Source organism: Burkholderia sp. 9120, assembly GCF_000745015.1.
In the GTDB taxonomy this organism is placed as follows: Bacteria; Pseudomonadota; Gammaproteobacteria; order Burkholderiales; family Burkholderiaceae; genus Paraburkholderia.
This window is the reverse complement of the sequence record NZ_JQNA01000001.1, coordinates 873648-896021: the sequence shown is the minus strand read 5'-3', so window position 1 is coordinate 896021 and position 22374 is coordinate 873648. Positions and strand designations below refer to the sequence as shown.

20 protein-coding genes and 2 tRNA genes are annotated in these 22374 nt (G+C 61.7%); 18 read left to right on the top strand and 4 right to left on the bottom strand.

Annotated elements, in window-relative coordinates; genetic code table 11:
• On the top strand, positions 1 to 1476 hold the full coding sequence (locus tag FA94_RS03915; protein WP_081935658.1) for a tetratricopeptide repeat protein: 1476 nt from the start codon (positions 1 to 3) through the stop codon (positions 1474 to 1476).
• 60 nt (positions 1477 to 1536) lie between these two features.
• Here FA94_RS03915 and FA94_RS03910 read toward each other — a convergent pair whose 3' ends face one another.
• Positions 1537 to 3210 (bottom strand): electron transfer flavoprotein-ubiquinone oxidoreductase, encoded by a 1674-nt coding sequence (locus FA94_RS03910; protein WP_035546943.1) that lies wholly within the window; start codon positions 3208 to 3210, stop codon positions 1537 to 1539.
• Positions 3211 to 3399: 189 nt separating this feature from the next.
• On the opposite strand from FA94_RS03910, the gene FA94_RS03905 reads away from it, so the two are divergent.
• On the top strand, positions 3400 to 4176 hold the full coding sequence (locus FA94_RS03905) for an SDR family oxidoreductase (RefSeq protein WP_035546940.1): 777 nt from the start codon (positions 3400 to 3402) through the stop codon (positions 4174 to 4176).
• Between the two features lie 45 nt (positions 4177 to 4221).
• Positions 4222 to 4653, top strand: coding sequence for an acyl-CoA thioesterase (locus FA94_RS03900; protein WP_035546938.1), 432 nt, complete (start codon positions 4222 to 4224; stop codon positions 4651 to 4653).
• Between the two features lie 68 nt (positions 4654 to 4721).
• On the opposite strand, the gene FA94_RS03895 is transcribed toward FA94_RS03900, so the two are convergent.
• On the bottom strand, positions 4722 to 5267 hold the full coding sequence (locus FA94_RS03895; protein ID WP_035546936.1) for a LuxR C-terminal-related transcriptional regulator: 546 nt from the start codon (positions 5265 to 5267) through the stop codon (positions 4722 to 4724).
• A gap of 244 nt (positions 5268 to 5511) precedes the next feature.
• Here FA94_RS03895 and FA94_RS03890 point away from each other — a divergent pair, with 244 nt between their 5' ends.
• From FA94_RS03890 to FA94_RS03820, 15 genes are all read left to right on the top strand, one after another.
• Positions 5512 to 6216, top strand: a complete 705-nt coding sequence (locus FA94_RS03890) for a CoA transferase subunit A (protein WP_035546934.1) — start codon at positions 5512 to 5514, stop codon at positions 6214 to 6216.
• Positions 6217 to 6218: 2 nt separating this feature from the next.
• Positions 6219 to 6860 (top strand): CoA transferase subunit B, encoded by a 642-nt coding sequence (locus FA94_RS03885; protein WP_035546932.1) that lies wholly within the window; start codon positions 6219 to 6221, stop codon positions 6858 to 6860.
• A 304-nt stretch (positions 6861 to 7164) separates the two neighbouring features.
• The gene (locus FA94_RS03880; protein ID WP_035546929.1) at positions 7165 to 8079 is read left to right on the top strand and encodes an alpha/beta fold hydrolase; all 915 of its coding nucleotides are present in this window, start codon (positions 7165 to 7167) and stop codon (positions 8077 to 8079) included.
• Between the two features lie 95 nt (positions 8080 to 8174).
• A complete protein-coding gene (locus FA94_RS03875; protein ID WP_035546926.1) occupies positions 8175 to 8528 on the top strand; it encodes a RidA family protein in 354 nt (117 codons plus the stop codon).
• 83 nt (positions 8529 to 8611) lie between these two features.
• Entirely contained in the window at positions 8612 to 10855 is a 2244-nt protein-coding gene (locus FA94_RS03870) for a RelA/SpoT family protein (protein WP_035546923.1), read from the top strand.
• A 141-nt stretch (positions 10856 to 10996) separates the two neighbouring features.
• Positions 10997 to 11073 (top strand) — tRNA-Val (locus tag FA94_RS03865).
• Between the two features lie 253 nt (positions 11074 to 11326).
• Positions 11327 to 13234: a threonine--tRNA ligase gene (gene thrS / locus FA94_RS03860; RefSeq protein WP_035546922.1), complete on the top strand. Its 1908-nt coding sequence runs from the start codon at positions 11327 to 11329 to the stop codon at positions 13232 to 13234.
• Between the two features lie 49 nt (positions 13235 to 13283).
• Positions 13284 to 13808: a translation initiation factor IF-3 gene (gene infC / locus FA94_RS03855; protein ID WP_081935657.1), complete on the top strand. Its 525-nt coding sequence runs from the start codon at positions 13284 to 13286 to the stop codon at positions 13806 to 13808.
• A gap of 242 nt (positions 13809 to 14050) precedes the next feature.
• On the top strand, positions 14051 to 14248 hold the full coding sequence (gene rpmI / locus FA94_RS03850) for a 50S ribosomal protein L35 (protein WP_012433738.1): 198 nt from the start codon (positions 14051 to 14053) through the stop codon (positions 14246 to 14248).
• A gap of 29 nt (positions 14249 to 14277) precedes the next feature.
• Positions 14278 to 14637, top strand: a complete 360-nt coding sequence (gene rplT / locus FA94_RS03845; protein WP_006052502.1) for a 50S ribosomal protein L20 — start codon at positions 14278 to 14280, stop codon at positions 14635 to 14637.
• 158 nt (positions 14638 to 14795) lie between these two features.
• A complete protein-coding gene (pheS, locus tag FA94_RS03840) occupies positions 14796 to 15809 on the top strand; it encodes a phenylalanine--tRNA ligase subunit alpha (RefSeq protein WP_035546916.1) in 1014 nt (337 codons plus the stop codon).
• 142 nt (positions 15810 to 15951) lie between these two features.
• Positions 15952 to 18387 carry a phenylalanine--tRNA ligase subunit beta gene (gene pheT, locus FA94_RS03835; protein ID WP_035546913.1) on the top strand — a complete coding sequence of 812 codons (2436 nt, stop codon included), beginning with the start codon at positions 15952 to 15954 and terminating at the stop codon, positions 18385 to 18387.
• 69 nt (positions 18388 to 18456) lie between these two features.
• On the top strand, positions 18457 to 18867 hold the full coding sequence (locus FA94_RS03830) for an integration host factor subunit alpha (RefSeq protein WP_035546911.1): 411 nt from the start codon (positions 18457 to 18459) through the stop codon (positions 18865 to 18867).
• 46 nt (positions 18868 to 18913) lie between these two features.
• Positions 18914 to 19336 (top strand): MerR family transcriptional regulator, encoded by a 423-nt coding sequence (locus FA94_RS03825; protein WP_035546908.1) that lies wholly within the window; start codon positions 18914 to 18916, stop codon positions 19334 to 19336.
• Positions 19337 to 19399: 63 nt separating this feature from the next.
• Positions 19400 to 19476 (top strand) — tRNA-Pro (locus FA94_RS03820).
• An 80-nt stretch (positions 19477 to 19556) separates the two neighbouring features.
• On the opposite strand, the gene FA94_RS03815 is transcribed toward FA94_RS03820, so the two are convergent.
• Positions 19557 to 21137, bottom strand: a complete 1581-nt coding sequence (locus FA94_RS03815) for an aspartate:alanine exchanger family transporter (RefSeq protein WP_035546906.1) — start codon at positions 21135 to 21137, stop codon at positions 19557 to 19559.
• A 65-nt stretch (positions 21138 to 21202) separates the two neighbouring features.
• On the bottom strand, positions 21203 to 22363 hold the full coding sequence (locus tag FA94_RS03810) for an acyl-CoA dehydrogenase family protein (protein ID WP_035546903.1): 1161 nt from the start codon (positions 22361 to 22363) through the stop codon (positions 21203 to 21205).
• Positions 22364 to 22374 lie beyond the last annotated feature (11 nt).

Here is a 22374-nt window from a genome sequence, read left to right as displayed (position 1 = left end):
ATGACCGATCCGACTATCGATCCGGTTCAAAGCCATCTGGCCGACCTGCGCAATCGCGCAGCCGCGCCGGACGCCATGGCGAGCGACTGCTGCGCGCTCGGTCAGTTAATACTGCAACACGCCGGCCGCGACAAAGACCGCCAACGCGAGGCACTTGCCGCGCTGGTGCGTGCCTATCAACTCGATCCCTCCTGCGATCCCACGCTGCTTCACACGATTGCGCAGACCGCCTTTGTCCTGTGCGATTGGTCTTTGACCGACGCCGCCGCCCAACTGCTCCTGTCCCACAATGCCGACGACGCCAACGCGCTGATCTGGCGCGCCGCCGCCGTCCAGCAGCGCGACGAATTCGCCCTGGCGGAGCAACTGTTGCGCGAGGCGGTGCGCGTCGTGCCCGGCAATCCGGTGGCGCTTCACAAGCTGGCGTTGTGCGTCAAGGAACAGGCGCGTTTCGCCGAAGCGGAAGCGTTGCTCAGGCAAGTGCTGACGTTATCGCCGGATAACGCGCATGCGCGGTTCGATCTGTCGGAACTCGAAATCCGCACGGGACGGTTCACCGATGGCTGGGCCCACTACGAATCACGCGTCGCGTTTGGCGGCGAGCTGAATAACGCGCAGCAGGCGCTCGCGTCGATCAGCGCGCATTGGCAGGGCGAATCGCTGGCGGGCAAGACGCTGGTGGTTTATGGCGAGCAAGGCAACGGCGATTGTCTGTGGGCGGTGCGTTTTCTGCCGCACCTCGCCGAGCGGGCGCGGCGCGAGGGCGGCCGGGTGATCTTCGGTCACGACGGACCGTTGCGGCGTCTGTTCGAACGCATCCTGCCTGCCGATTTACCGCTCGAAACGAGTCTGGACACACGGCCCGATTTCCATTGCGGCCTAATGAGCTTGCCGCTGCGGCTCGGCGTGTTCGATGCAACGGGATGGGGCCGGCCGTATCTGAGCGCCGACCCTACGCTTGTACAGGCATGGCGCGAGCGGGTCGGCGCGCGCGTCGCGGCGAAACACGGTCATCGCAAAGTTGGTCTGGTATGGAACGGCAATCCCGAACATATCCGCGACGTGCGGCGCTCGGTGCCGGTGGCGCAACTCGAGCCGCTGCTGAACGTGCCGGGCGTGAGCTATTTCGCGTTGTCGCCGGGACGCGGCGAGACGGTCGCGCAATGGCGGGAGAAGGGGCTGGATGTCGTCGATATGACCGGTCATTTTCAGTCCGGATTCGACGACGTGGCTGCGCTGCTGGCGAATCTGGATCTGGTGGTGACGATCGACAGCGGGCCCGCGCATCTGGCCGGCGCACTCGGCGTGCCGACCTGTTTGATGATCGATCACGTGTCCGCGTGGTTTTGGGGCGATGAATCGTCGGCGACGCCCTGGTACGATTCGATTGAGCTGGTTCGACAGCCTGAGGTCGGCGATTGGACGCCGGTGGTGGCGCACGTGCGGGAACGGATCGTGGCGCTGGTGCGGAATTGAAATTCGCCTTCGCAACGCGCGACCTGCAGTCGACGCGCCGCGAAGGCAAATGCACAGCCTTTACATATTCGGGTAGTTCGGCCCGCCGCCACCCTCAGGCGTGACCCACACGATGTTCTGCGTCGGGTCCTTGATATCGCAGGTCTTGCAGTGCACGCAGTTCTGCGCGTTGATCACCAGGCGCTCGCCGCCGTCGTCGTTCTTGACGAACTCATACACGGCCGCCGGGCAATAACGCGCTTCCGGACCGGCATAGGTCTGCCAGTTCACGTTCACTGGCACGGACGGGTCTTTCAGCGTCAGGTGAGCCGGCTGGTTCTCTTCGTGATTGGTGTTCGAGATGAACACCGACGAGAGCCGGTCGAACGTCAACTTGCCGTCAGGCTTCGGATAGATGATCGGCTTGCACTGCGACGCCGGCTTCAGCATTTCATGATCCGAATGCTGGTGATGCAGCGTCCAGGGCACATTGCCGCCCAGCACCTTCTGCTCCAGACCGACCATCAGCGTGCCGAGATACAGGCCCTTGCTCATCCACTGTTTGAAATTGCGCGCGCGATGCAGTTCGGTGTGCAGCCACGACGTTTTGAACGCCTCCGGATAGGCTGTGAGTTCGTCGCTTGTGCGTCCCGCCTGCACAGCTTCGAACGCAGCGTCGGCGGCCAGCATGCCGGTCTTGATCGCCGCATGCGAGCCCTTGATCCGCGACGCATTCAGGAAGCCCGCGTCGTCGCCCACCAGCGCGCCGCCCGGGAACACCAGCTTCGGCAGCGACATCAGACCGCCCGCGGTGATCGCCCGTGCGCCGTACGACACGCGCTTGCCGCCTTCCAGGATCGCGCGGATCGCCGGATGCGTCTTGTAGCGCTGGAATTCCTCAAACGGCGACAGATACGGATTCGTGTAGCCCAGGCCGACCACGAAGCCCACCATTACCTGGTTATTGTCCATGTGATACAGGAACGAGCCACCGTAGGTGTCGTTTTCCAGCGGCCAGCCGGCGGTGTGCATCACCAGACCCGGCTTGTGCTTGCCCGGATCGATTTCCCACAGTTCCTTGATGCCGATACCGTAGACCTGCGGATCGACGCCTTCGCGCAGCTTGAACCGGTCGTTCAGTTGACGGCCCAGATGCCCACGCGCGCCTTCGCAGAACAGCGTGTATTTGGCATGCAGTTCCATGCCGAGCTGGAAGTTCTCGGTCGGCTCGCCGTCCTTGCCGATGCCCAGATTGCCGGTCGCCACGCCCTTGACCGAGCCGTCGTCGTTGTAAAGGATTTCAGCGGCCGGAAAGCCCGGGAAAATCTCGACGCCCAGCGCCTCGGCCTGCTGACCCAGCCAGCGCGTGACGTTCGCGAGGCTGACCACGTAGTTGCCGTGGTTCTTGAAGTTATCCGGCAGCGCCCAGACGGGCACGTTCTTCGAGCCGGTTTCGCTCAGGAACAGGAATTTGTCTTCGCTCACCGCCACGTCGAGCGGCGCGCCTTTTTCTTTCCAGTCCGGAATCAGTTCGGTGATCGCGCGCGGATCCATCACCGCGCCCGACAGGATATGCGCCCCGATCTCCGAGCCTTTTTCCAGCACGCACACGCCCAGCTCGACGCTCTTTTCCGCCGCCAGCTGCTTCAGGCGGATCGCTGCGGACAGGCCAGCCGGGCCGCCGCCGACGATCACGACGTCGTATTCCATCGACTCGCGTGGACCGTATTGCTCAATGAGACTTGCGGGGGTCATTGATGCTCCTCTTACCGTTAGAATGCTTTTTTCGGGTTCGTATTGTGGGCGATGCATCCCCGCACTGCAACCGGATGAGCAGAGATTAGCACGATCGTTCTATTTATGTGATACGGTACCGACCCGTGGCGACGGTCTTACCGCACCTGTCAACCGCAGTTGCAATTACAACCGAACAAGGGAACGACAATGGGCCGTTCGATCAATCTGGAAGGCAAGGTCGCGCTGATCACCGGCGCTTCGAGCGGGTTGGGAAAGCGCTTTGCTCAGGTATTGTCGCAGGCGGGCGCCAAGGTCGTGCTGGCGAGCCGGCGCACCGAGCGGTTGAAGGAATTGCGCGCCGAGATCGAGGCGTCCGGCGGCGCGGCGCATGTGGTGTCGCTCGACGTGACCGATTACCAGAGCATCAAGTCGGCGGTCGCGCATGCGGAGACCGAGGCGGGCACCATCGACATTCTGGTGAACAACTCGGGCGTGTCGACCACGCAGAAGCTGTCGGAAGTCACGCCGGCCGACTTCGAGTACGTGTTCGACACCAACACGCGCGGCGCATTTTTCGTCGCGCAGGAAGTTGCCAAACGCATGATCATGCGCGGCAACAACGCGCAGAACCCGTCGTACCGGATCATCAACATCGCGTCGATGGCAGGCCTGCGTGTGCTGCCGCAGATCGGCCTGTACTCGATGAGCAAGGCGGCTGTCGTCCATATGACGAAAGCCATGGCGCTGGAGTGGGGCAAGCACGGCATCAACGTGAACGCGATCTGTCCGGGGTATATCGACACGGAGATCAATCACCACCACTGGTCGACCGAGCAGGGGCAGAAGCTGGTGTCGATGCTGCCGCGTCATCGCGTCGGCAAGCCGGACGATCTGGACGGGCTCCTGCTGCTGCTGGCGGCCGACGAGTCGCAGTTCATCAACGGCTCGGTGATCGCCGCCGACGACGGCTTTGGGCTCGCCTGATTTGAGTCCACTTTAACTTTAAGAAGCAGGCAGAACGGAAGTACGATGAGCGATTTTCACGCAGTCTTTGAGATGTCCATGCCGATCCGTTGGGGCGATATGGACGCATTCGGCCATGTCAACAACACGGTCTATTTCCGCTACATGGAGCAGGTGCGGATCTCCTGGTTCGAACAGATGGGCCTGGCGGGCAGCAATGCCGACGGGCAAGGCCCGGTGATCGTCAACGCGTCGATGGAGTTTCTCAAGCAACTGCATTATCCCGGCGACGTGATCGGCCGGATGACGGTGGCCACGCCTGGTCGCAGCAGCTTCGACACCGGCTTCGAGCTGGTGCGCGCCGACGATCCGAATACCGTCTATGCGCGCGGCGCCGCGCGCTGCGTGTGGATCGATTACGCGGCGGCGAAGTCGGTGCCGGTGCCCGATCTGCTGCGTGCGACGATCGAGCGCGCCGCGCTGGTCAAGGCGGCTTGATCAGCGTGTTCGATGAGGCCGTTAAGGCCGATAAGACGGCCAATAAAACGGGCCGCCCCACGCAAACCTCAATGCCCGAGCAAGCGCTGCAATAGCTCGGTCGCATTCCCCGTATCGTATTTACGCATCAGCCGCGCCCGGTAGACATCCACCGTGCGCGGGCTGATATCCAGCACGCGGCCGATCTGCTTGCTGGTTTTCCCCGTCACCAGTTGCGCGGCGATCTCCCGTTCGCGCGGCGTTAATTCGACCGCCACGCGTCGCGTCGCACTCAAATCCTCGAACGTCCACACGCCCGCCGCATGCGCGTCCGCGCGTTGCTGCGCGCGGCCCGTCACGTGGCACCAGAACAGTTCGCCGTTGGCGCGCTTCATGATGCGGTCGTCCGCGTAGCTGCCCTGCGCGGTCATGATCGGCGGAATACGCACGCCGATCCGCTCGAATTCGTCCGCCGATGGATACAGCACCTGAAACGACTGGCCGAGCAACGCCTCGCGGGGGCAGCCGAAAATCGACGCCAGTTCGTCATTACAGTCTTCGATCACCCGTTCGCGCGACAGCACGAGGCCGATCGGCGCGAGTTGAAAAGCGGTTTGATAATCCAGTGCGGGCATGAGTTGGCGGCAAGTACTTATGTATTTTTGCGTATTGTGCCGTATGGCGCGCCCAGCGTACTCTTTCGGGCACATGACAACGCGGTGCCAGCGTCCGCAACGGGTCTCTGCGCAATACACCGGCCAAGCCGGGCGCACGGCCTGCTACGGATGACTAGAATGACGTGTCGGGTGCGAGCCCGCAGAGCGTCATAACAGCCGCAACGAACCTGATTCGGGTTTCCATAAAGGAAGGGACATACTGATGAACAAGGTCTATCCAGGCGCCGCCGAGGCGCTGAAAGACATCGTCAAGGACGGGCAGACGTTTGCCGTCGGCGGCTTCGGGCTGTGCGGCATTCCGGAGGCGCTGATCGCGGCGCTGCGCGATTCAAAGGTGCAGGGCATCACCTGTATCAGCAACAACGCGGGCGTCGACGGTTTCGGCCTCGGTCTGCTGCTCGAAACGCGCCAGGTGAAGAAGATGATCTCGTCGTATGTGGGCGAGAACAAGGAGTTCGAGCGCCAGTATCTGGCCGGCGAACTCGAGCTCGAATTCACGCCGCAAGGCACGCTGGCTGAAAAGCTGCGCGCGGGCGGTTCGGGCATTCCGGCGTTCTTCACCAACACCGGCTACGGCACGCTGATCGCCGAAGGCAAGGAAACCCGCCAGTTCGGCGAAAACCACTACGTGCTCGAACACTCGCTGACCGCCGATGTCGCGCTCGTCAAGGCATGGAAGGCCGACAAGTCCGGCAACCTGATTTACCGCCGCACCGCGCGCAATTTCAACCCGATGTGCGCGATGGCCGGCAAGATCACGGTCGTGGAAGTCGAGGAGATCGTCGAGGTCGGCGAACTCGATCCTGACGCGATCCATACGCCCGGCATCTTCGTTCAACGCATTGTGCTCAATGCGACTCCGGAAAAACGCATCGAACAACGCGTCGTGCGCGCGAAAGGAGCCTGATCATGGCATGGACTCGTGACGAAATGGCCGCACGCGCGGCGAAGGAATTGCAGGACGGTTTCTATGTGAACCTCGGCATCGGCTTGCCGACGCTGGTGGCGAATCACGTGCCGGCGGGCGTCGAAGTCTGGCTGCAATCGGAAAACGGCCTGCTCGGCATTGGCCCGTCGCCGACCGAAGAGGAAGTGGACGCCGATCTGATCAACGCCGGCAAGCAGACGGTGACCACGTTGCCGGGCTCGTCGATTTTCTCGTCGGCGGATTCGTTCGCGATGATTCGCGGCGGCCACATCAACCTGGCGATTCTGGGCGCGATGCAGATCAGCAAGAAGGGCGATCTGGCGAACTGGATGATCCCGGGCAAGATGATCAAGGGCATGGGCGGCGCGATGGATCTGGTGGCGGGCGTCAAGCGCGTGGTCGTGCTGATGGAGCACGTCGCGAAGGGCGACCAGCACAAGATTCTCGACGAATGCACGCTGCCGCTGACCGGCGTGGGCGTGGTCGATCAGATCATCACCGACCTCGGCGTGATCGAGGTGACGGAAGCCGGGCTGAAGCTGACGGAACTGGCGCCGGGCGTGAGCATCGAGGAAATTCAGGCGAAGACCGGTGCGCCGCTCGATGTGAGCGCGGTGAGCTGAGTGGTGGGCTGGGCAGTACGTTGTGAAGCGTGCTGTAAAGCGCGGCGCCAGGCGGGTTGAGGTTTTCTTTTCTGACTCGGCGCGCCGCCGGTGCTCCGACCGGCCAGTGTGATTGCAAGGCGGGCGAGGCGTATGCCTCGCCCGCTTTTGTTTGTGGGCGGCGAGTCCGCGTCTGAGTTTGTCCTATGCCGTTTGGCCGATCCTTGTCGCATGGCAAAGCGGTTTACAATCCTTTGAAGATTGGATGCCTTATCGGCCCGTGCTGTGCCGGGCCGAATCCGCAGTGCTTTTGCAAGGAGCCCCGATGACCGCACCAACGTCCGCTTTCAACGTCGAGCCAGCCGTTCCGCGCCAACGTTACGTGCAGTGCGCCAGCCCCGCCGGGCTGCACCGCGTTGCGTACACCGAATGGGGCGATCCGGCCAATCCGCGCGTGCTGGTATGCGTGCATGGTTTGACGCGCTCGGGGCGTGACTTCGATCGTCTCGCGGCGCAATTCGCCAGCACTTACCGGGTGATCTGCCCTGACGTGGCGGGGCGGGGTTTGTCATCGTGGCTTGCCAACCCCAACTTCTATAGCGTGCCGCAGTACGTGGCCGACATGGTCACGCTGATCGCGCGCCTGAACGTCGAAACGGTCGACTGGTTCGGCACCTCGATGGGCGGCCTGATCGGCATGGCGCTCGCCGGTTTGCCCGACACGCCGATCCGCAAGCTGTTGCTGAACGACGTCGGTCCGCATCTCGAACCGGTGGCCGTGCAGCGTATCGGCGACTACCTCGGCAAGCCCGTGCGTTTCGACACGCTGCAACAGGGCGTCGACTACGCGGCATTGCTCGCGAAAACCTTCGGTCCGCTCACGCCGGACGAATGGCGCGAAATCAACACGCCGCTGCTGCATGAAAAAGACGGCGCATGGCTCATGCGCTACGACCCGCGCGTCGCCGAGCCGTTTGCCGCAATCACCGAAGAGGCGGCCAAACTCGGTGAGGCCGTGCTATGGCGTTCGCTGGCGGCTTTCCAGGGGCCGGTGCTGGTGGTGCGCGGCGAGCAGTCGGATTTGTTGTCGCGTGAAACCGTCACGCAGATGACCGAGACTGGGGTCGCCGTGTCGAGCGTGGAAATCGCCGGTGTCGGGCATGCGCCGGCGTTTCTGTCGGGCGATCAGATCGACGTTGCACGGCAGTTCTTTATCGGGCCGGCAGCCGACGCGTCATAATATGCAGTTCCGCGCGGCGTTCGCTTAGGGCGTTATGCAAGGGCGTCATGCGGTAAGCATCTCCGATCAATTTTTAACCCAAATCAGGATTCTTCATGGCAGTCATTCGTCATCACGTCGGCAAGCGCCTCTCCGAAATCGCCGTGCATAACGGCACGGTGTACCTCGCAGGCCAGATCGCCGAAGACGCGGATCAGGACATCACGGGTCAGACGCGCGAAGTGCTCGGCCATATAGACCGTCTGCTGGGCGAGGCGAACAGCGACAAGTCGCAGTTGCTGTCGGTGCAGATCTATATCTCGGACATGGTGCACTTCGCCGGCATGAACGCCGTGTGGGACGAGTGGGTTGCACAAGGCGACACGCCGCCGCGCGCCACCGTCGAAGCCAGGCTCGCGAACCCGAAGTGCCTCGTCGAAATCGTCGTGGTCGCAGCGCAGCGCGACTAAGCCGCGCGCAGCCGTTGTTGTTGTTGTTGTCGTTCACCTTCCGTTGATTCGTCCGGCCCGTTGGGCCGTCGCACCGTCGCACCATGAATACCGAAACCGTTACGAGCACGCCGAACCCCCTCCCGTCCTTTGACGAAGCGATGGCGTTTGTGCGCGAACATGCGGGCGAGGTACGGCTGTCGTCGGGCGAGTTGCTGGCGGATCACGCGGCGGGCACGGCGTCGATCATGCGCACGCTCAACGTCGATCCGCCGGCGGTGCTGGCGGCGGCGCTGTTTGCGTTGACGCCGCATTTGCAGGATCCGGAGCGCGTGATCGCCGACAACTTCGGCGAAGAAGTCGCGCAACTGGTCGGCGACGTGCGCAAGCTGCTGCGTCTCGGCACCGTCAGCTTGCGTGCCGCGCAAAACGCGATGCCCGAAGCCGGGCGGGACGCGCAGGCCGCACGCCGCGCCCAGGTCGAAGCGTTGCGCAAGATGCTGCTCGCGTTCGCGCAAGACATTCGCGTGGTGCTGATCCGGCTCGCATCGCGTCTGCAATCCATGCGCTACTACGCTGCGGCGAAGATCACGCCGTCGCCGGACGTAGCGCGCGAAACGCTCGACATTTACGCGCCGCTCGCCAATCGGCTCGGCATCTGGCAACTGAAGTGGGAGCTCGAGGATCTCGCGTTCCGCTTCGAGGAGCCGGTCACGTACAAGCGCATTGCCAAGCTGCTCGACGAGAAACGTGTCGAGCGGGAGGGCTATGTCGCGCAGGCTATCGGGCGTCTGCAACAGGAACTGGCCGCGGCGGATATCCGCGCCGAAGTCAGCGGCCGGCCGAAACACATTTACAGCATCTGGCGCAAGATGCGCGGCAAGGAGCTGGACTTTGCCGAGTTGTACGACGTGCGCGCGTTTCGCGTGATCGTGCCGGACATCAAAGATTGCTACACCGTGCTCGGCATCGTGCACAACCTGTGGCAACCGGTGCCGCGAGAGTTCGACGACTACATCTCGCGACCCAAGCCGAACGGCTACAAATCGCTGCACACGGTTGTAATCGGCGACGACGGCCGCGCGTTCGAAGTGCAGATCCGTACGCACGAAATGCATCAGTTCGCCGAATACGGCGTGGCGGCTCACTGGCGTTACAAGGAAGCGGGCACGCGCGGTTACGGCGGGCAATTCAGCGCCAATGAGAAGTACGACGAGAAGATCGCGTGGCTGCGGCAACTGCTCGCGTGGAAAGATGAAGTCTCGGAAGGCGAGCATGGCGAGAAGCGCGCGGCGCAGCCGTGGGAACAACTGCGCCAGGCCACGCTCGACGACGACCACATCTACGTGCTGACGCCGCAGGCGCGCGTGATTCCGCTGCCGCACGGCGCGACGCCCGTCGATTTCGCGTATCACCTGCATAGCGAGCTGGGGCATCGTTGTCGTGGCGCGCGCGTCGATGGCGCGATGGTGCCGCTCAACACGCCGTTGCAGAACGGCCAGACGATCGAGATCGTCGCGGTGAAGGAGGGCGGTCCGTCTCGCGACTGGCTCAACCCGCAGCTCGGCTATCTGCAAAGCCCGCGCGCGCGGCAGAAAGTGCGCGCGTGGTTCAACGCGGTCGAAGTGCAGGAGCACATCGCCAGCGGACGTGCGATGGTCGAAAAGACCTTGCAGCGCGAAGGCAAGACCTCGGTCAACCTCGATCAGCTTGCGGCCAAGCTGGGCTTCAAGACGACCGACGATCTGTTCTCGGTGGTGGGCAAGGAAGAGTTTAGTCTGCGGCTCGTCGAGCAGGCGTTGCACGACGCACCGCCGCCCGAGCCCATGGTCGAGGCACCTGAGCAATTCGAAAAGCGCAGCAGCGGTGCGAGCGTCGCGCGCGGCGCGTCCACCGGTGTGCTGGTGGTCGGTGTCGACGCGTTGCTGACGCAGCTCGCGCGTTGCTGCCGGCCCGCACCGCCGGACGATATCAGCGGTTTCGTCACGCGCGGTAAAGGCATGTCGATTCACCGCAGCGATTGCCCGACGTTCCTGCGCATGGCGGATCGCGCGCCGGAGCGCGTGTTGCAAACCGCATGGTCGGCGGACGTGATGAGCGGTCGCGGCCAGTCGGTCTATCCGGTCGACCTCAGCATCGAGGCGACGGACCGGCAGGGCTTGCTGCGCGATATCTCCGAAGTTTTCGCGCGCGAGAAAGTGAATGTGATCGGTGTGAAGACGCAATCGCGCCGCAATACCGCGTTCATGCAATTTACTGTCGAGGTGTCGAACTCCGCGCAGATTCAGCGCGCGTGCACGGTGCTCGGCGAAGTGACGGGTGTGGTGCGCGCTTCGCGCAAGAGTTGATGCGTGAGCGGTGGTCTGTGTGTGTCGCCCTCTCTGCAGAGGCCTCGGCTTCACACGCTCGTGCAGTTGGGTAGAAATTTAAAGTCGGTGCATAAAAGTACTTGCCAAGCAGTGTGGCGCTCCATATAATCTCGTTTCTTCAGGCTCGTAGCTCAGCTGGTTAGAGCACCACCTTGACATGGTGGGGGTCGTTGGTTCGAGTCCAATCGAGCCTACCAACGAAAGAGAAATTCCGGTTTTGCCGGGGTTTCGCAAGCTGCAGTAAGCGCCTTTGGCGCAAAAGGCGAATACGGTTATGACACCGCGAACGTTGACCGAAACTACTTCGGAGCGACGCTAGTCGAGGACCAATTTCGCCAATGTAGTTTGCAGGAAATGTGAATGCGGCCCCTCGAAAGCGGGGCCGCATTTTTTTTGGCTTTTTAGACCTGGTTGTATGTGCCACCGCCGGTCGGCACCACGGAGAACACAATGGTTTCGATACGTCTGCCTGACGGTTCTGTTCGACAGTACGAGCATCCGGTGACCGTCGCCGAAGTGGCCGCCTCGATCGGCCCCGGCCTCGCGAAGGCTGCGCTCGGCGGCAAGATCGACGGTGAACTGGTTGATACGTCCGCGCTGATCGATCACGACGTGGCGCTCGCCATCGTCACCGAAAAAGACGCCGACGGTCTCGACATCATTCGTCACTCCACGGCGCACTTGCTCGCGTACGCGGTGAAGGATCTGTTCCCGGACGCGCAGGTCACGATCGGCCCGGTGATCGACAACGGTTTCTACTACGACTTCGCGTACAGCCGCCCCTTCACGCCGGAAGATCTGGAAAAGATCGAGAAGCGCATGCAGGAACTCGCCAAGAAAGACGAGCAGGTTTCGCGCCGCGTGGTGTCGCGTGAAGAAGCAGTGGACTACTTCAAGAGCATCGGCGAAAAGTACAAGGCCGAGATCATCGAATCGATTCCGTCCAGCGACGATATCAAGCTGTACTCGCATGGCGGCTTTACCGATCTGTGCCGTGGCCCGCACGTGCCGTCCACTGGCAAGTTGAAAGTCTTCAAGCTGATGAAGGTGGCGGGCGCCTACTGGCGTGGCGATTCGAAGAACGAGCAATTGCAGCGCATCTACGGTACGGCCTGGACCAAAAAAGAAGACCAGGAAGCGTATCTGCACATGCTCGAAGAGGCCGAAAAACGCGACCACCGCAAACTCGGCAAGCAACTCGATCTGTTCCATATGCAGGACGAGTCGCCGGGCATGGTGTTCTGGCATCCGCGCGGCTGGACGCTGTGGCAGCAGGTCGAGCAGTACATGCGTCGTCGCGTGAACGACGCCGGGTACCTCGAAATCAAGACGCCGATGATCATGGACCGCTCGCTGTGGGAAGCGTCGGGCCACTGGCAGAACTATCGTGAAAATATGTTCACGACGGAATCGGAAAAGCGCGACTACGCGATCAAGCCGATGAACTGCCCGGGTCACGTGCAGGTGTTCAACCACGGCTTGCGTTCGTACCGCGATCTGCCGCTGCGTTACGCGGAGTTTGGTTCGTGCCACCGCAATGAATCGTCGGGCGCGTTGCATGGCCTGATGCGAGTGCGTGGTTTCGTGCAGGACGACGCACATATTTTCTGTACCGAAGACCAGTTCATCAGCGAATCGATCGCCTTCAACACGCTGGCCATGAGCGTGTACAAGGACTTCGGCTTCGACAAGGTCGAGATCAAGTTGTCGCTGCGTCCGGACGCACGTGCCGGCACGGACGAGACGTGGGATCGCGCGGAGCAGGGTCTGCGCGAAGCGCTGACCGCGTGCGGCGTGACGTGGGAAGAGTTGCCGGGCGAGGGCGCGTTCTACGGTCCGAAGGTCGAATATCACATCAAGGATGCACTCGGCCGCTCGTGGCAATGCGGTACGCTGCAGCTCGATATGGTGCTGCCGGAGCGCCTCGGCGCCGAATACGTCGCGGAAGACAATGGCCGTCGCCGGCCGATCATGCTGCACCGGGCAATCGTCGGATCAATGGAGCGGTTCTTGGGCATTCTGATCGAGCACCACGCTGGTGCAATGCCGTCCTGGCTCGCGCCCATGCAGGTTGTGGTGATGAATATCGCGGAAAATCAGACCGAATATGCACGCTCGCTAGCCCAATCGTTGCAAAAACAAGGGGTTAGAGTAGAGGCCGATTTGCGCAACGAGAAGATTAGCTATAAAATACGTGAGCACACGCTGGAAAAGGTCCCGTACCTGCTTGTGGTCGGCGACAAAGAGCGTGAAGCCCAAACGGTAGCCGTGCGTGCCCGTGGTGGTGTCGATCTGGGCGTTATGCCTCTCGATACCTTCATTGAGCGTCTGCGCCATGACGTGCAGTCGTTCAACTGAGCCACTTGGCAGCCCGGCTCGTTTTTTTAAATTTTAGAGGAAACGTAACATCGCTACTGATAAGTCTGCGCACCGCATCAACGGTGAAATTACGGCACCCGAGGTGCGTCTGGTCGGAGTCGAGAACGAACCGCTCGGCATCGTGAAGCTCGCTGATGCGTTCCGCATGTCGGAACAGCAGGATGTCGATCTGGTTGAAATCGCCCCGCAAGCGGTACCGCCAGTTTGCCGCTTGATGGACTACGGCAAGTTCAAGTACTCGGAAGCGAAGAAGCAGCACGAGGCCAAGCTCAAGCAGAAGATTGTCCAGGTCAAGGAAGTCAAATTCCGTCCGGGCACTGATGACGGTGACTACAACGTCAAGCTGCGTAACCTCATTCGCTTCCTCGACGACGGCGACAAGACGAAAATCACGTTGCGTTTCCGTGGCCGCGAAATGGCTCACCAGGAAATCGGTATGCGCGTCCTTGAGCGCCTGCGCACGGACCTCGACGAAGTCGGTCAGGTCGAGCAGATGCCCAAAATGGAAGGACGCCAGATGATCATGGTGATCGCTCCGAAGAAAAAGAAGTAAACCGCTGGAGCGGCGGCGTGCCGTGTGGCGCGCGCTCTGGTGGTGAGAGATTGAATGATGCTGTGCCGGGTGTCCGGTGTGGTATCTGCAGGTTTCGGAACGGCGCAGAACTACGCGCCGATTCCTGAAAAGCGGCCGTCGGTTGTATTGGCGGTCTGCATACCAAGTGGAATGGGTTTCGAAGGGCGGGTGATGGCTTCTGGCCGACCGCACACCCATATCCATCTAATAATGGAGTTGTCATGCCGAAGATGAAGACCAAGAAGAGTGCTGCAAAGCGCTTCGTGGTGCGTCCGGGCGGTACCGTCAAGCGCGGTCAGGCCTTCAAGCGCCACATTCTTACCAAGAAGACCACCAAGAACAAACGCCACTTGCGCGGTTCGACGGCAGTTCATGATGCAGATATGAACTCCGTGCGCGCAATGCTGCCGTTCGCTTAACCCTTAACCGAAACTCATAGGAGCAAGATATGCCTCGAGTAAAACGTGGGGTTACCGCACGGGCCCGTCACAAGAAGATCATCAAGCTGGCCAAGGGTTACCGCGGCCGTCGCAATAACGTCTATCGCATCGCCAAGCAGGCGGTCATGCGCGCAGGCCAATACGCCTATCGCGATCGCCGCAACAAGAAGCGTGTGTTCCGTGCATTGTGGATCACGCGTATCAACGCGGCGGTGCGTCAGCACGACATGACGTACAGCGTGTTCATCAACGGCCTGAAGAAGGCTTCGATCGAACTCGACCGCAAGGTGCTGGCCGACATGGCTGTGTTTGACAAGGCTGCTTTTGCTGCGATCGTTCAGCAGGTGAAAGCCGCCGTTGCAGCCTGATTGCGCTTCTGGCAATTAATACTGCGTGGTTCGTTGTAGCGAACATCCGGTAGTCTCGGTGACGCTGCAGCAAAAACGGGGCTCCTCACCGAGCCCCGTTTTTGTTGGTAGAACCAGTTTTGCTTCGATTGAACACTGACGTTGAAATGATGGGATCAATGGATCTGGACCAGATTGTCGCCGACGCGCAAAAAGCCTTCGCAGAAGCCTCCGACGTCACCACCCTCGAGAACGAGAAAGCGCGCTTTCTTGGTAAATCGGGTGCGCTGACCGAGCTATTGAAGGGCCTTGGCAAACTCGATCCCGAAACGCGCAAGACCGAAGGCGCACGGATCAACCTCGTCAAGCAACAAGTGGAAGCCGCATTGACGGCCCGCCGTCAGGCATTGGCCGACGCGTTGCTGAATCAGCGCCTCGCCGCTGAAGCCATCGACGTCACGTTGCCCGGTCGCGGCACCGGCGCAGGCAGCCTGCACCCGGTGATGCGCACGTGGGAGCGCGTCGAACAGATTTTCCGGTCGATCGGATTCGACGTGGCCGACGGCCCCGAAATCGAAACCGACTGGTACAACTTCACCTCGCTGAACAGCCCGGAAAACCATCCGGCGCGTTCCATGCAGGACACCTTCTACGTCGACGGCAAAGATGCCGACGGCCGTCAACTGCTGCTGCGCACCCATACCAGCCCGATGCAGGTGCGTTACGCGCGCACCAACACGCCGCCAATCAAGGTGATCGTGCCGGGCCGCACGTATCGCGTGGACAGCGACGCGACCCATTCGCCGATGTTCAACCAGGTCGAAGGCCTGTGGATCGACGAGAACATCAGCTTCGCGGACCTGAAGGGCGTCTACACCGACTTCCTGAAGAAATTCTTCGAGCGCGACGACATTCTCGTGCGCTTCCGTCCGTCGTATTTTCCGTTCACCGAACCGTCGGCTGAAATCGACATGCTGTTCGAAACGGGCAAGAACGCCGGCAAGTGGCTCGAAATTTCGGGCTCCGGCCAGGTGCATCCCACGGTGATTCGCAACATGGGTCTCGACCCGGAGCGCTATATCGGCTTCGCGTTCGGCAGTGGCCTCGAACGGCTCACCATGTTGCGCTACGGCGTGCAAGACCTGCGTCTGTTCTTCGAAAACGACCTGCGTTTCCTGCGTCAATTCGCCTGAACCGCGCGGTCGAACGCGACAAGCATAGAGCGCGAATGGCATGCAAGGCGTGCCGTTCGCAGCGTCCCCGGCAGAGTCCAGAGAAGCACCAGGGCAACATTGCCGGACGTGGACCTAACCTGATCAGAACGTACACAGAACCATGCAATTCCCGGAATCCTGGCTGAGAACCTTTGTCGATCCGCAACTGACGACCGACCAACTGTCGCACGCGTTGACAATGGCCGGTCTCGAAGTTGAAGACCTGCGGCCGGCTGCGCCGCCGACCTCGAAGATCGTTGTCGGCCAGGTGCTGGAAGTCGTCAAGCACCCGGACGCGGACAAGCTCAACGTGTGTCAGGTCGACGCCGGCACGGGCGCGACGCTGAACATCGTGTGCGGCGCGCCGAACGTGGCGCCGGGCATCAAGGTGCCGGTCGCGCTGGTGGGCGCGCAATTGCCGCCGGCCGAAGAGGGCGCCGCGCCGTTCGCGATCAAGCTCTCCAAGCTGCGCGGCGTGGAAAGCCAGGGCATGCTCTGCTCGGCGCGCGAACTGAAGCTGTCGGAAGATCATAGCGGCCTGATGATCCTGCCGGAAGATACGCCGATCGGCCAGGACATCCGCGAAACGCTCAATCTCGACGACACGATTTTCGAGATCAAGCTGACGCCGAACAAGGCGGATTGTCTGTCGGTGTTCGGCGTAGCGCGCGAAACGTCGGCGATCACGGGTGCATCGTTGCGCCCGCTCGAGATCAAGCCGGCGCAAGTCACGCTCGACGAAACGCTGCCCGTCAAAATCTCGGCACCCGATCTGTGCGGCCGCTTCTCGGGTCGCGTGATTCGCGGCGTGAATGCACGCGCGAAGTCACCGCAATGGATGATTCAGCGTCTCGAAAGTTCGGGTCAACGCAGCATCTCCGCGCTGGTCGATATCTCGAACTACGTGATGCTCGAACTGGGCCGTCCGTCGCACGTGTTCGATCTGGACAAGATCCACGGCGGCATGGACGTGCGCTGGGGCCGCAAGGGCGAAACGCTCAAGCTGCTGAACGGCAACACGGTCGAGCTCGACGACACCGTCGGTGTGATCGCGGACGAGCAGCACATTGAAAGTCTCGCCGGCATCATGGGCGGCGACAGCACGGCGGTCACGCTCGACACCACGAACATCTATCTGGAAGCCGCGTTCTGGTGGCCGGATAGCATTCGCGGCCGCTCGCGCAAGTACAACTTCTCGACCGATGCGGGCCATCGCTTCGAACGCGGCGTCGACTACGCGACCACGGTCGAGCACATCGAACGCATCACGCAACTGATTCTCGACATCTGCGGCGGCGCGGCCGGTCCGGTCGACGACCAGATCGTCAACGTGCCGAAGCGCGAGCCGGTGAAGATGCGTGTGTCGCGTGCGAACCGCATCATCGGCATCAAGATCGACGCGGATGAAATCGCGCAAATCTTCACGCGTCTCGGCCTCACGTTCGAGCGCAGCGACGACGCGTTCTCGGTGATGCCGCCGTCGTACCGCTTCGACATTGAAATCGAAGAAGACCTGATCGAAGAAGTCGCGCGGATCTACGGCTTCGAAAAGATCCCCGCGCGTCCGCCGGTTGCAACCAGCGAAATGCTCGCGACCAACGAAACCCAGCGTTCGATCCACGTGATCCGCCATGCACTCGCCGCGCGCGATTACGCGGAAACGGTGAACTTCAGTTTCGTCGACGCTGAGTGGGAACAGGACTTCGCGGGCAACGACAAGCCGGTGCGTTTGCTCAATCCGATTGCAAGCCAGTTGTCGGTCATGCGTACCACGCTGTTCGGGAGCCTGATCCACGTGCTGCGCACGAACCTGAATCGCCGCGCCGCGGATCGCGTGCGCGTGTTCGAAGCCGGTCGCGTGTTCCTGCATGATCCGTCGATCAAGGCCGGCGAACTCACCGTGGAAGGTTTCGCGCAGCCGAAGATGATCGGCGCGCTCGCCTACGGCCCGGCGCTCGACGAGCAGTGGGGCGCGTCCACCCGCACGGTCGACTACTTCGACGTGAAGGGCGATCTCGAAGCCTTGCTGGCGCCGGCAGTGGCACGTTTCGTGAAAGCGGAACATCCGGCGCTGCATCCGGGACGCAGCGCGCGTATCGAAGTGAATGGCCGCGCAGTCGGCTGGATTGGCGAATTGCATCCGCGCTGGATGCAGAAATATGATTTGCCGCATGCGCCGATTCTGTTTGAAATCGAATCGGAAGCATTAATGCAGCGGGTATTGCCCATTCCTGCAGACGTGTCTAAATTCCCGCCGGTGCGTCGTGATATTGCGGTGGTTGTCGATCAGAAAATCGAGGTTCAGGCGCTGTTGGACGAACTGCAGAAGGCGCAATCCGAACCCGCTTGCAAGAGCGTTCAGAAGGTTGCGCTTTTCGACGAATTCCGTCCAAAATCAAACACTTCCGGCGGTCTCGCCGCTCATGAGAAAAGCCTTGCGTTCCGTGTGACCTTGCAAGATACTGGCGGAACCCTTCAGGATGAGACGGTCGATCTGGCCATTCAAACTCTAGTGGAACGTCTGGCTCGAGTATATGGCGCACGGTTGCGCGGATAACCCGCATTTAACAATTGCACGGCTGTTTCCGCATCCTTTGTTTTTTGCATGGCGCGCCATTTGATAGATATGAATGAAATGAACTCGAGTGATTTCGAAGCCCTTCTTACGGCGCAACGCAGCGCCATGATTCGCGATATTCCGACATCACCCGCCGTCGTTTCTGCTGAAACGCCGACGCTCACCAAAGCTGAACTTGCCGAGTTGCTGTTCGACAATGTCGGGCTCAACAAGCGGGAAGCGAAAGACATGGTCGAAGCGTTCTTCGAGGTGATCCGCGACGCGCTGGAGAGTGGCGACAGCGTGAAGTTGTCGGGCTTCGGCAACTTCCAGTTGCGCGACAAACCCCAGCGTCCCGGCAGAAATCCGAAGACCGGCGAGGCGATTCCGATCGCCGCGCGCCGGGTTGTGACGTTCCATGCGAGTCAAAAGCTGAAGGCACTGGTTGAGAACGGCGCTGAAGCGAGCTTCGCGCGCTGATCGACTGGCGCATTCCTGCGCAACCCACCACGACGGCTAACTGACGATGACAGCGACGATCGAAAAAGTCGTCTTGCCTCCGATTCCGGCGAAGCGCTACTTCACGATTGGTGAGGTCAGCGAACTATGCGGCGTGAAGCCCCATGTGTTGCGTTACTGGGAGCAGGAGTTCACGCAGTTGCGGCCGGTCAAGCGGCGCGGCAATCGTCGGTACTATCAGCACCATGAGGTGCTGTTGATCAGACGGATTCGTGAGTTGCTCTATGAGCAGGGCTTCACGATCAACGGCGCACGCAATCGTCTCGATTCACATGGCGGCGGGGCGCGCGGTGCGCCGGCCGAGGATCTTGACGAAGGTGAAAGCGTCGCGACCGCGCAAGCGCCGGCGGCCGCCGCCGCCGCCGCGTCGGTGGATGTCGAGCAGTTGCGCAAGGAGTTGCTGCACGTGATCGATCTGCTGGGCCGCTAGTTCACTTTGTTAGTGCAGGGCGGTTCTAATCGAAAGAAGTGTCTGTTATAATTTTCAACTGTTCGGGGCGTAGCGCAGCCTGGTAGCGCACACGCCTGGGGGGCGTGTGGTCGGAGGTTCAAATCCTCTCGCCCCGACCACAAGATATCAAGGCCTTACAAGCATCGCTTGTAGGGCCTTTTTCTTTTGCTCTTTCTATTCCGGAGCTGGGTTTGCGAGTTCACATCAGCTTCGGCACGATATCCACAAACAGTATCTTCACGATCGTCATCGCGGGGAAGATCATCGCGTAGCCGATATCCGGCCGATCGGTGGGCGTGAGCTTGTTGGCGAACGCAAGAATCGCCGGATTACCGCACGCACCGGCGACAATCCCCGCGACCTCGTCATACGGCAGCCGATACACCATCAGCCCGAGAATCAGAATCGGCACCGCCAACGCGAGCAGCACGAGCGCGCCCAGGCCAAGCATCAGCAGTCCCGTTTGCGAGACCGTCGCGGCGAATTTTGGCCCCGACGCCATGCCCACTTGCGCGAGAAAAATCGTCAGCCCGAGATTGCGCATTACGAGATTCGCGGGCAGCGGCATGGTCCAGTTGATGCTGCCGGTGCGGCGCAATTTGCCAAGCAAGAGCGCCACGATCAGCACGCCGCATAAACCCAGCGCCAGCTTGCCGAGGCCCGGCAACGGAATCTGCAGCGCACCGGCCAGGAAGCCGAGCGCCATGCCCAGGCCGACCGAGATGTAGCTGAATTCAGCGGTGCCTTTGATCGAGTCGCCGAAGAACGTCCGCAGCGTGGGAAACATCGCGCGTTTCGTCAGCAGGCCGACGCGATCGCCGTATTCCAGCATGAGTTCGGGACGCGGCAGGATGTCGGCGTCGCCGCGCCGAACATGCGCGACGATCGAGCCGTCGGGCAACGCGAGTTCGCCGAGCGGGCGGCCCACCACGTTCGCGCGCGACGCAAACACCCGTAGATAATCCAGATCGCCGCGATCGCGCAGCACGCGGCCGGGCGCCGCTTCGCCCAGACGCGTGCGGGCTTCGGCGAGCGCGTCCTGATTCGGGCTCACGGCCAGCACCACGTCGTTTTCAGCGAGCACGAGTTCGGGCGATGCGGGCGCATTGTGATGCGCGCTGCGCACGGCGACGATCTGCACGTCGGCGGGCAACCCGGTGAGTGCTTCGCTCACTGTCTTGCCGCAGAAGTCCGGATTGCGCAGCGCGATTTCGAGAATATCCAGACCCGCGCCCGTGGCGGTGTTGATCTTCGGCGACAGGATCGCGAAGGCCAGGTAGAGCAGCAGAATCGGACCAGCCACGCCGAACGGGTACGAAACCGAATAGCCGACCGCGGCGTTGTCGTTGCCGAGCACGGCGATCGCCGCCTGCAGCGCGGCCGTGCTCGTGCCGGAACCGGAGAACAGACCGAGCGCATAGCCCGGATCGAGCTGCATGATTTTCTGAATCGCGATACTCACCGCGCCCGCACACAACACCCCCACGAGCGCGAGCAGATTCGCGCGTCGGCCCGCAGCGCTGGTGAGGCCGAGAAAGAACTGCTTGCCGTACTGAACGCCGACTGTGTAGAGAAAGAGCGAGAGGCCGAGCGTGCCGATCATCGGCGCGGGCGCGGCCTTCGGCGCGAACCAGCCGGCCGCCAGCGCGACGAACAGCACCGCGCCGACGCCGAGCGAAAACCCTTTGACGTTGATCTCGCCGACGAAATAGCCCGCCGCGATCGTGAGGAACAACGTCATCAACGGTTGCTGCTCGAGAAGCGTCTTCAGGGCGTCCATGTCGGCTCCGATCAGGGTTGAGGCTTCTGCGGGTCCAGCGGATTGTGCGGCGGTGACCCTGAATACTACCTTCCTCCGAGCGCGATAAACCGTTCGAGATGATGATCCTCGTCGCCGAGTTGATGATCGATCATCACGAGGCGTTTCGCGTAGTGAGCGAGCGGCAGTTCCCACGTCATGCCAATGCCGCCGTGCAACTGGATGCATTCTTCGGCAACCATCGCCCCGATTCTGCCGATGCTGTATTTCGCCGCCGACAACGCCCGTTCGCGCGTCGTGCGCGGCGCACCCAGCGCGGCCGCGGCATTGATCACCGCCGAGCGTGCCTGCTCGATCTCGAGCAGCAGATCCGCCATGCGATGCTGCAACGCCTGGAAGCTGCCGATCGGCACGCCGAACTGCTTGCGCGTGCGCAGATACTCGAGCGTGTGGTCCTTCGCGACATCCATTGCGCCGACGGCCTCGGCACACAACGCGAGCACGCCGCAGCCAATAGCGTATTCGAGTGTCGCGAAGCCAACGCCCGCTGTGCCGAGCAGCGCGCCGGCGTCGAGCGTGACGTGGTCGAACGTCACTTCGGCGGCGCGGCCGCCGTCGATCTTGCGATAGCCGCGCACGCTGACGCCCGCCGTGTCGCGCGGCACGAGGAAGAGGCTGATGCCTTCTTCCGCATCATCGGCGCCATGCGTGCGGGCCGAAACCAGAAACAGCCCGGCATGCTCGCCGTGTTGGACCACCGCCTTCGAGCCGTTCAATTGCCATGAGCGGCCATCAGCATCGCCATCGGTATCAGCTTGCCCGTCGCGCAGCGCACGCGTGGCCACCCGTGCCAACTCATAGTGCCCATCCGGCTCACCATGTGCGAGCGCAACGATCCGCGAGCCATCGATCAAGCCTTCGAGCAAGGCCCGCTGCGTTTCATTCCCGCTGCGCACCAGCGCTTGCCCAACCATCAGCGTATCGAGAAACGGCTCGACCACGAGCCCACGGCCGAGGCATTCGAACACGACAGACATGTCGAACCCGCCGCCGCCAAATCCACCGTTCGCTTCGTCGAACAACGCGCCGATCACGCCGAGTTCGGCAAAGCGGCCCCACAATTCGCTGCTGAAACCTTGCGCCGAGCGCCCGATCCGGTCACGCGTGTCGAAGCCGTATTGCTCGCTGACGAATCGGTTCAGCGAGTCCGCCAGCATGCGGCGGTCTTCGGTGTGCTGGAAGTTCATGACGTGCGCCC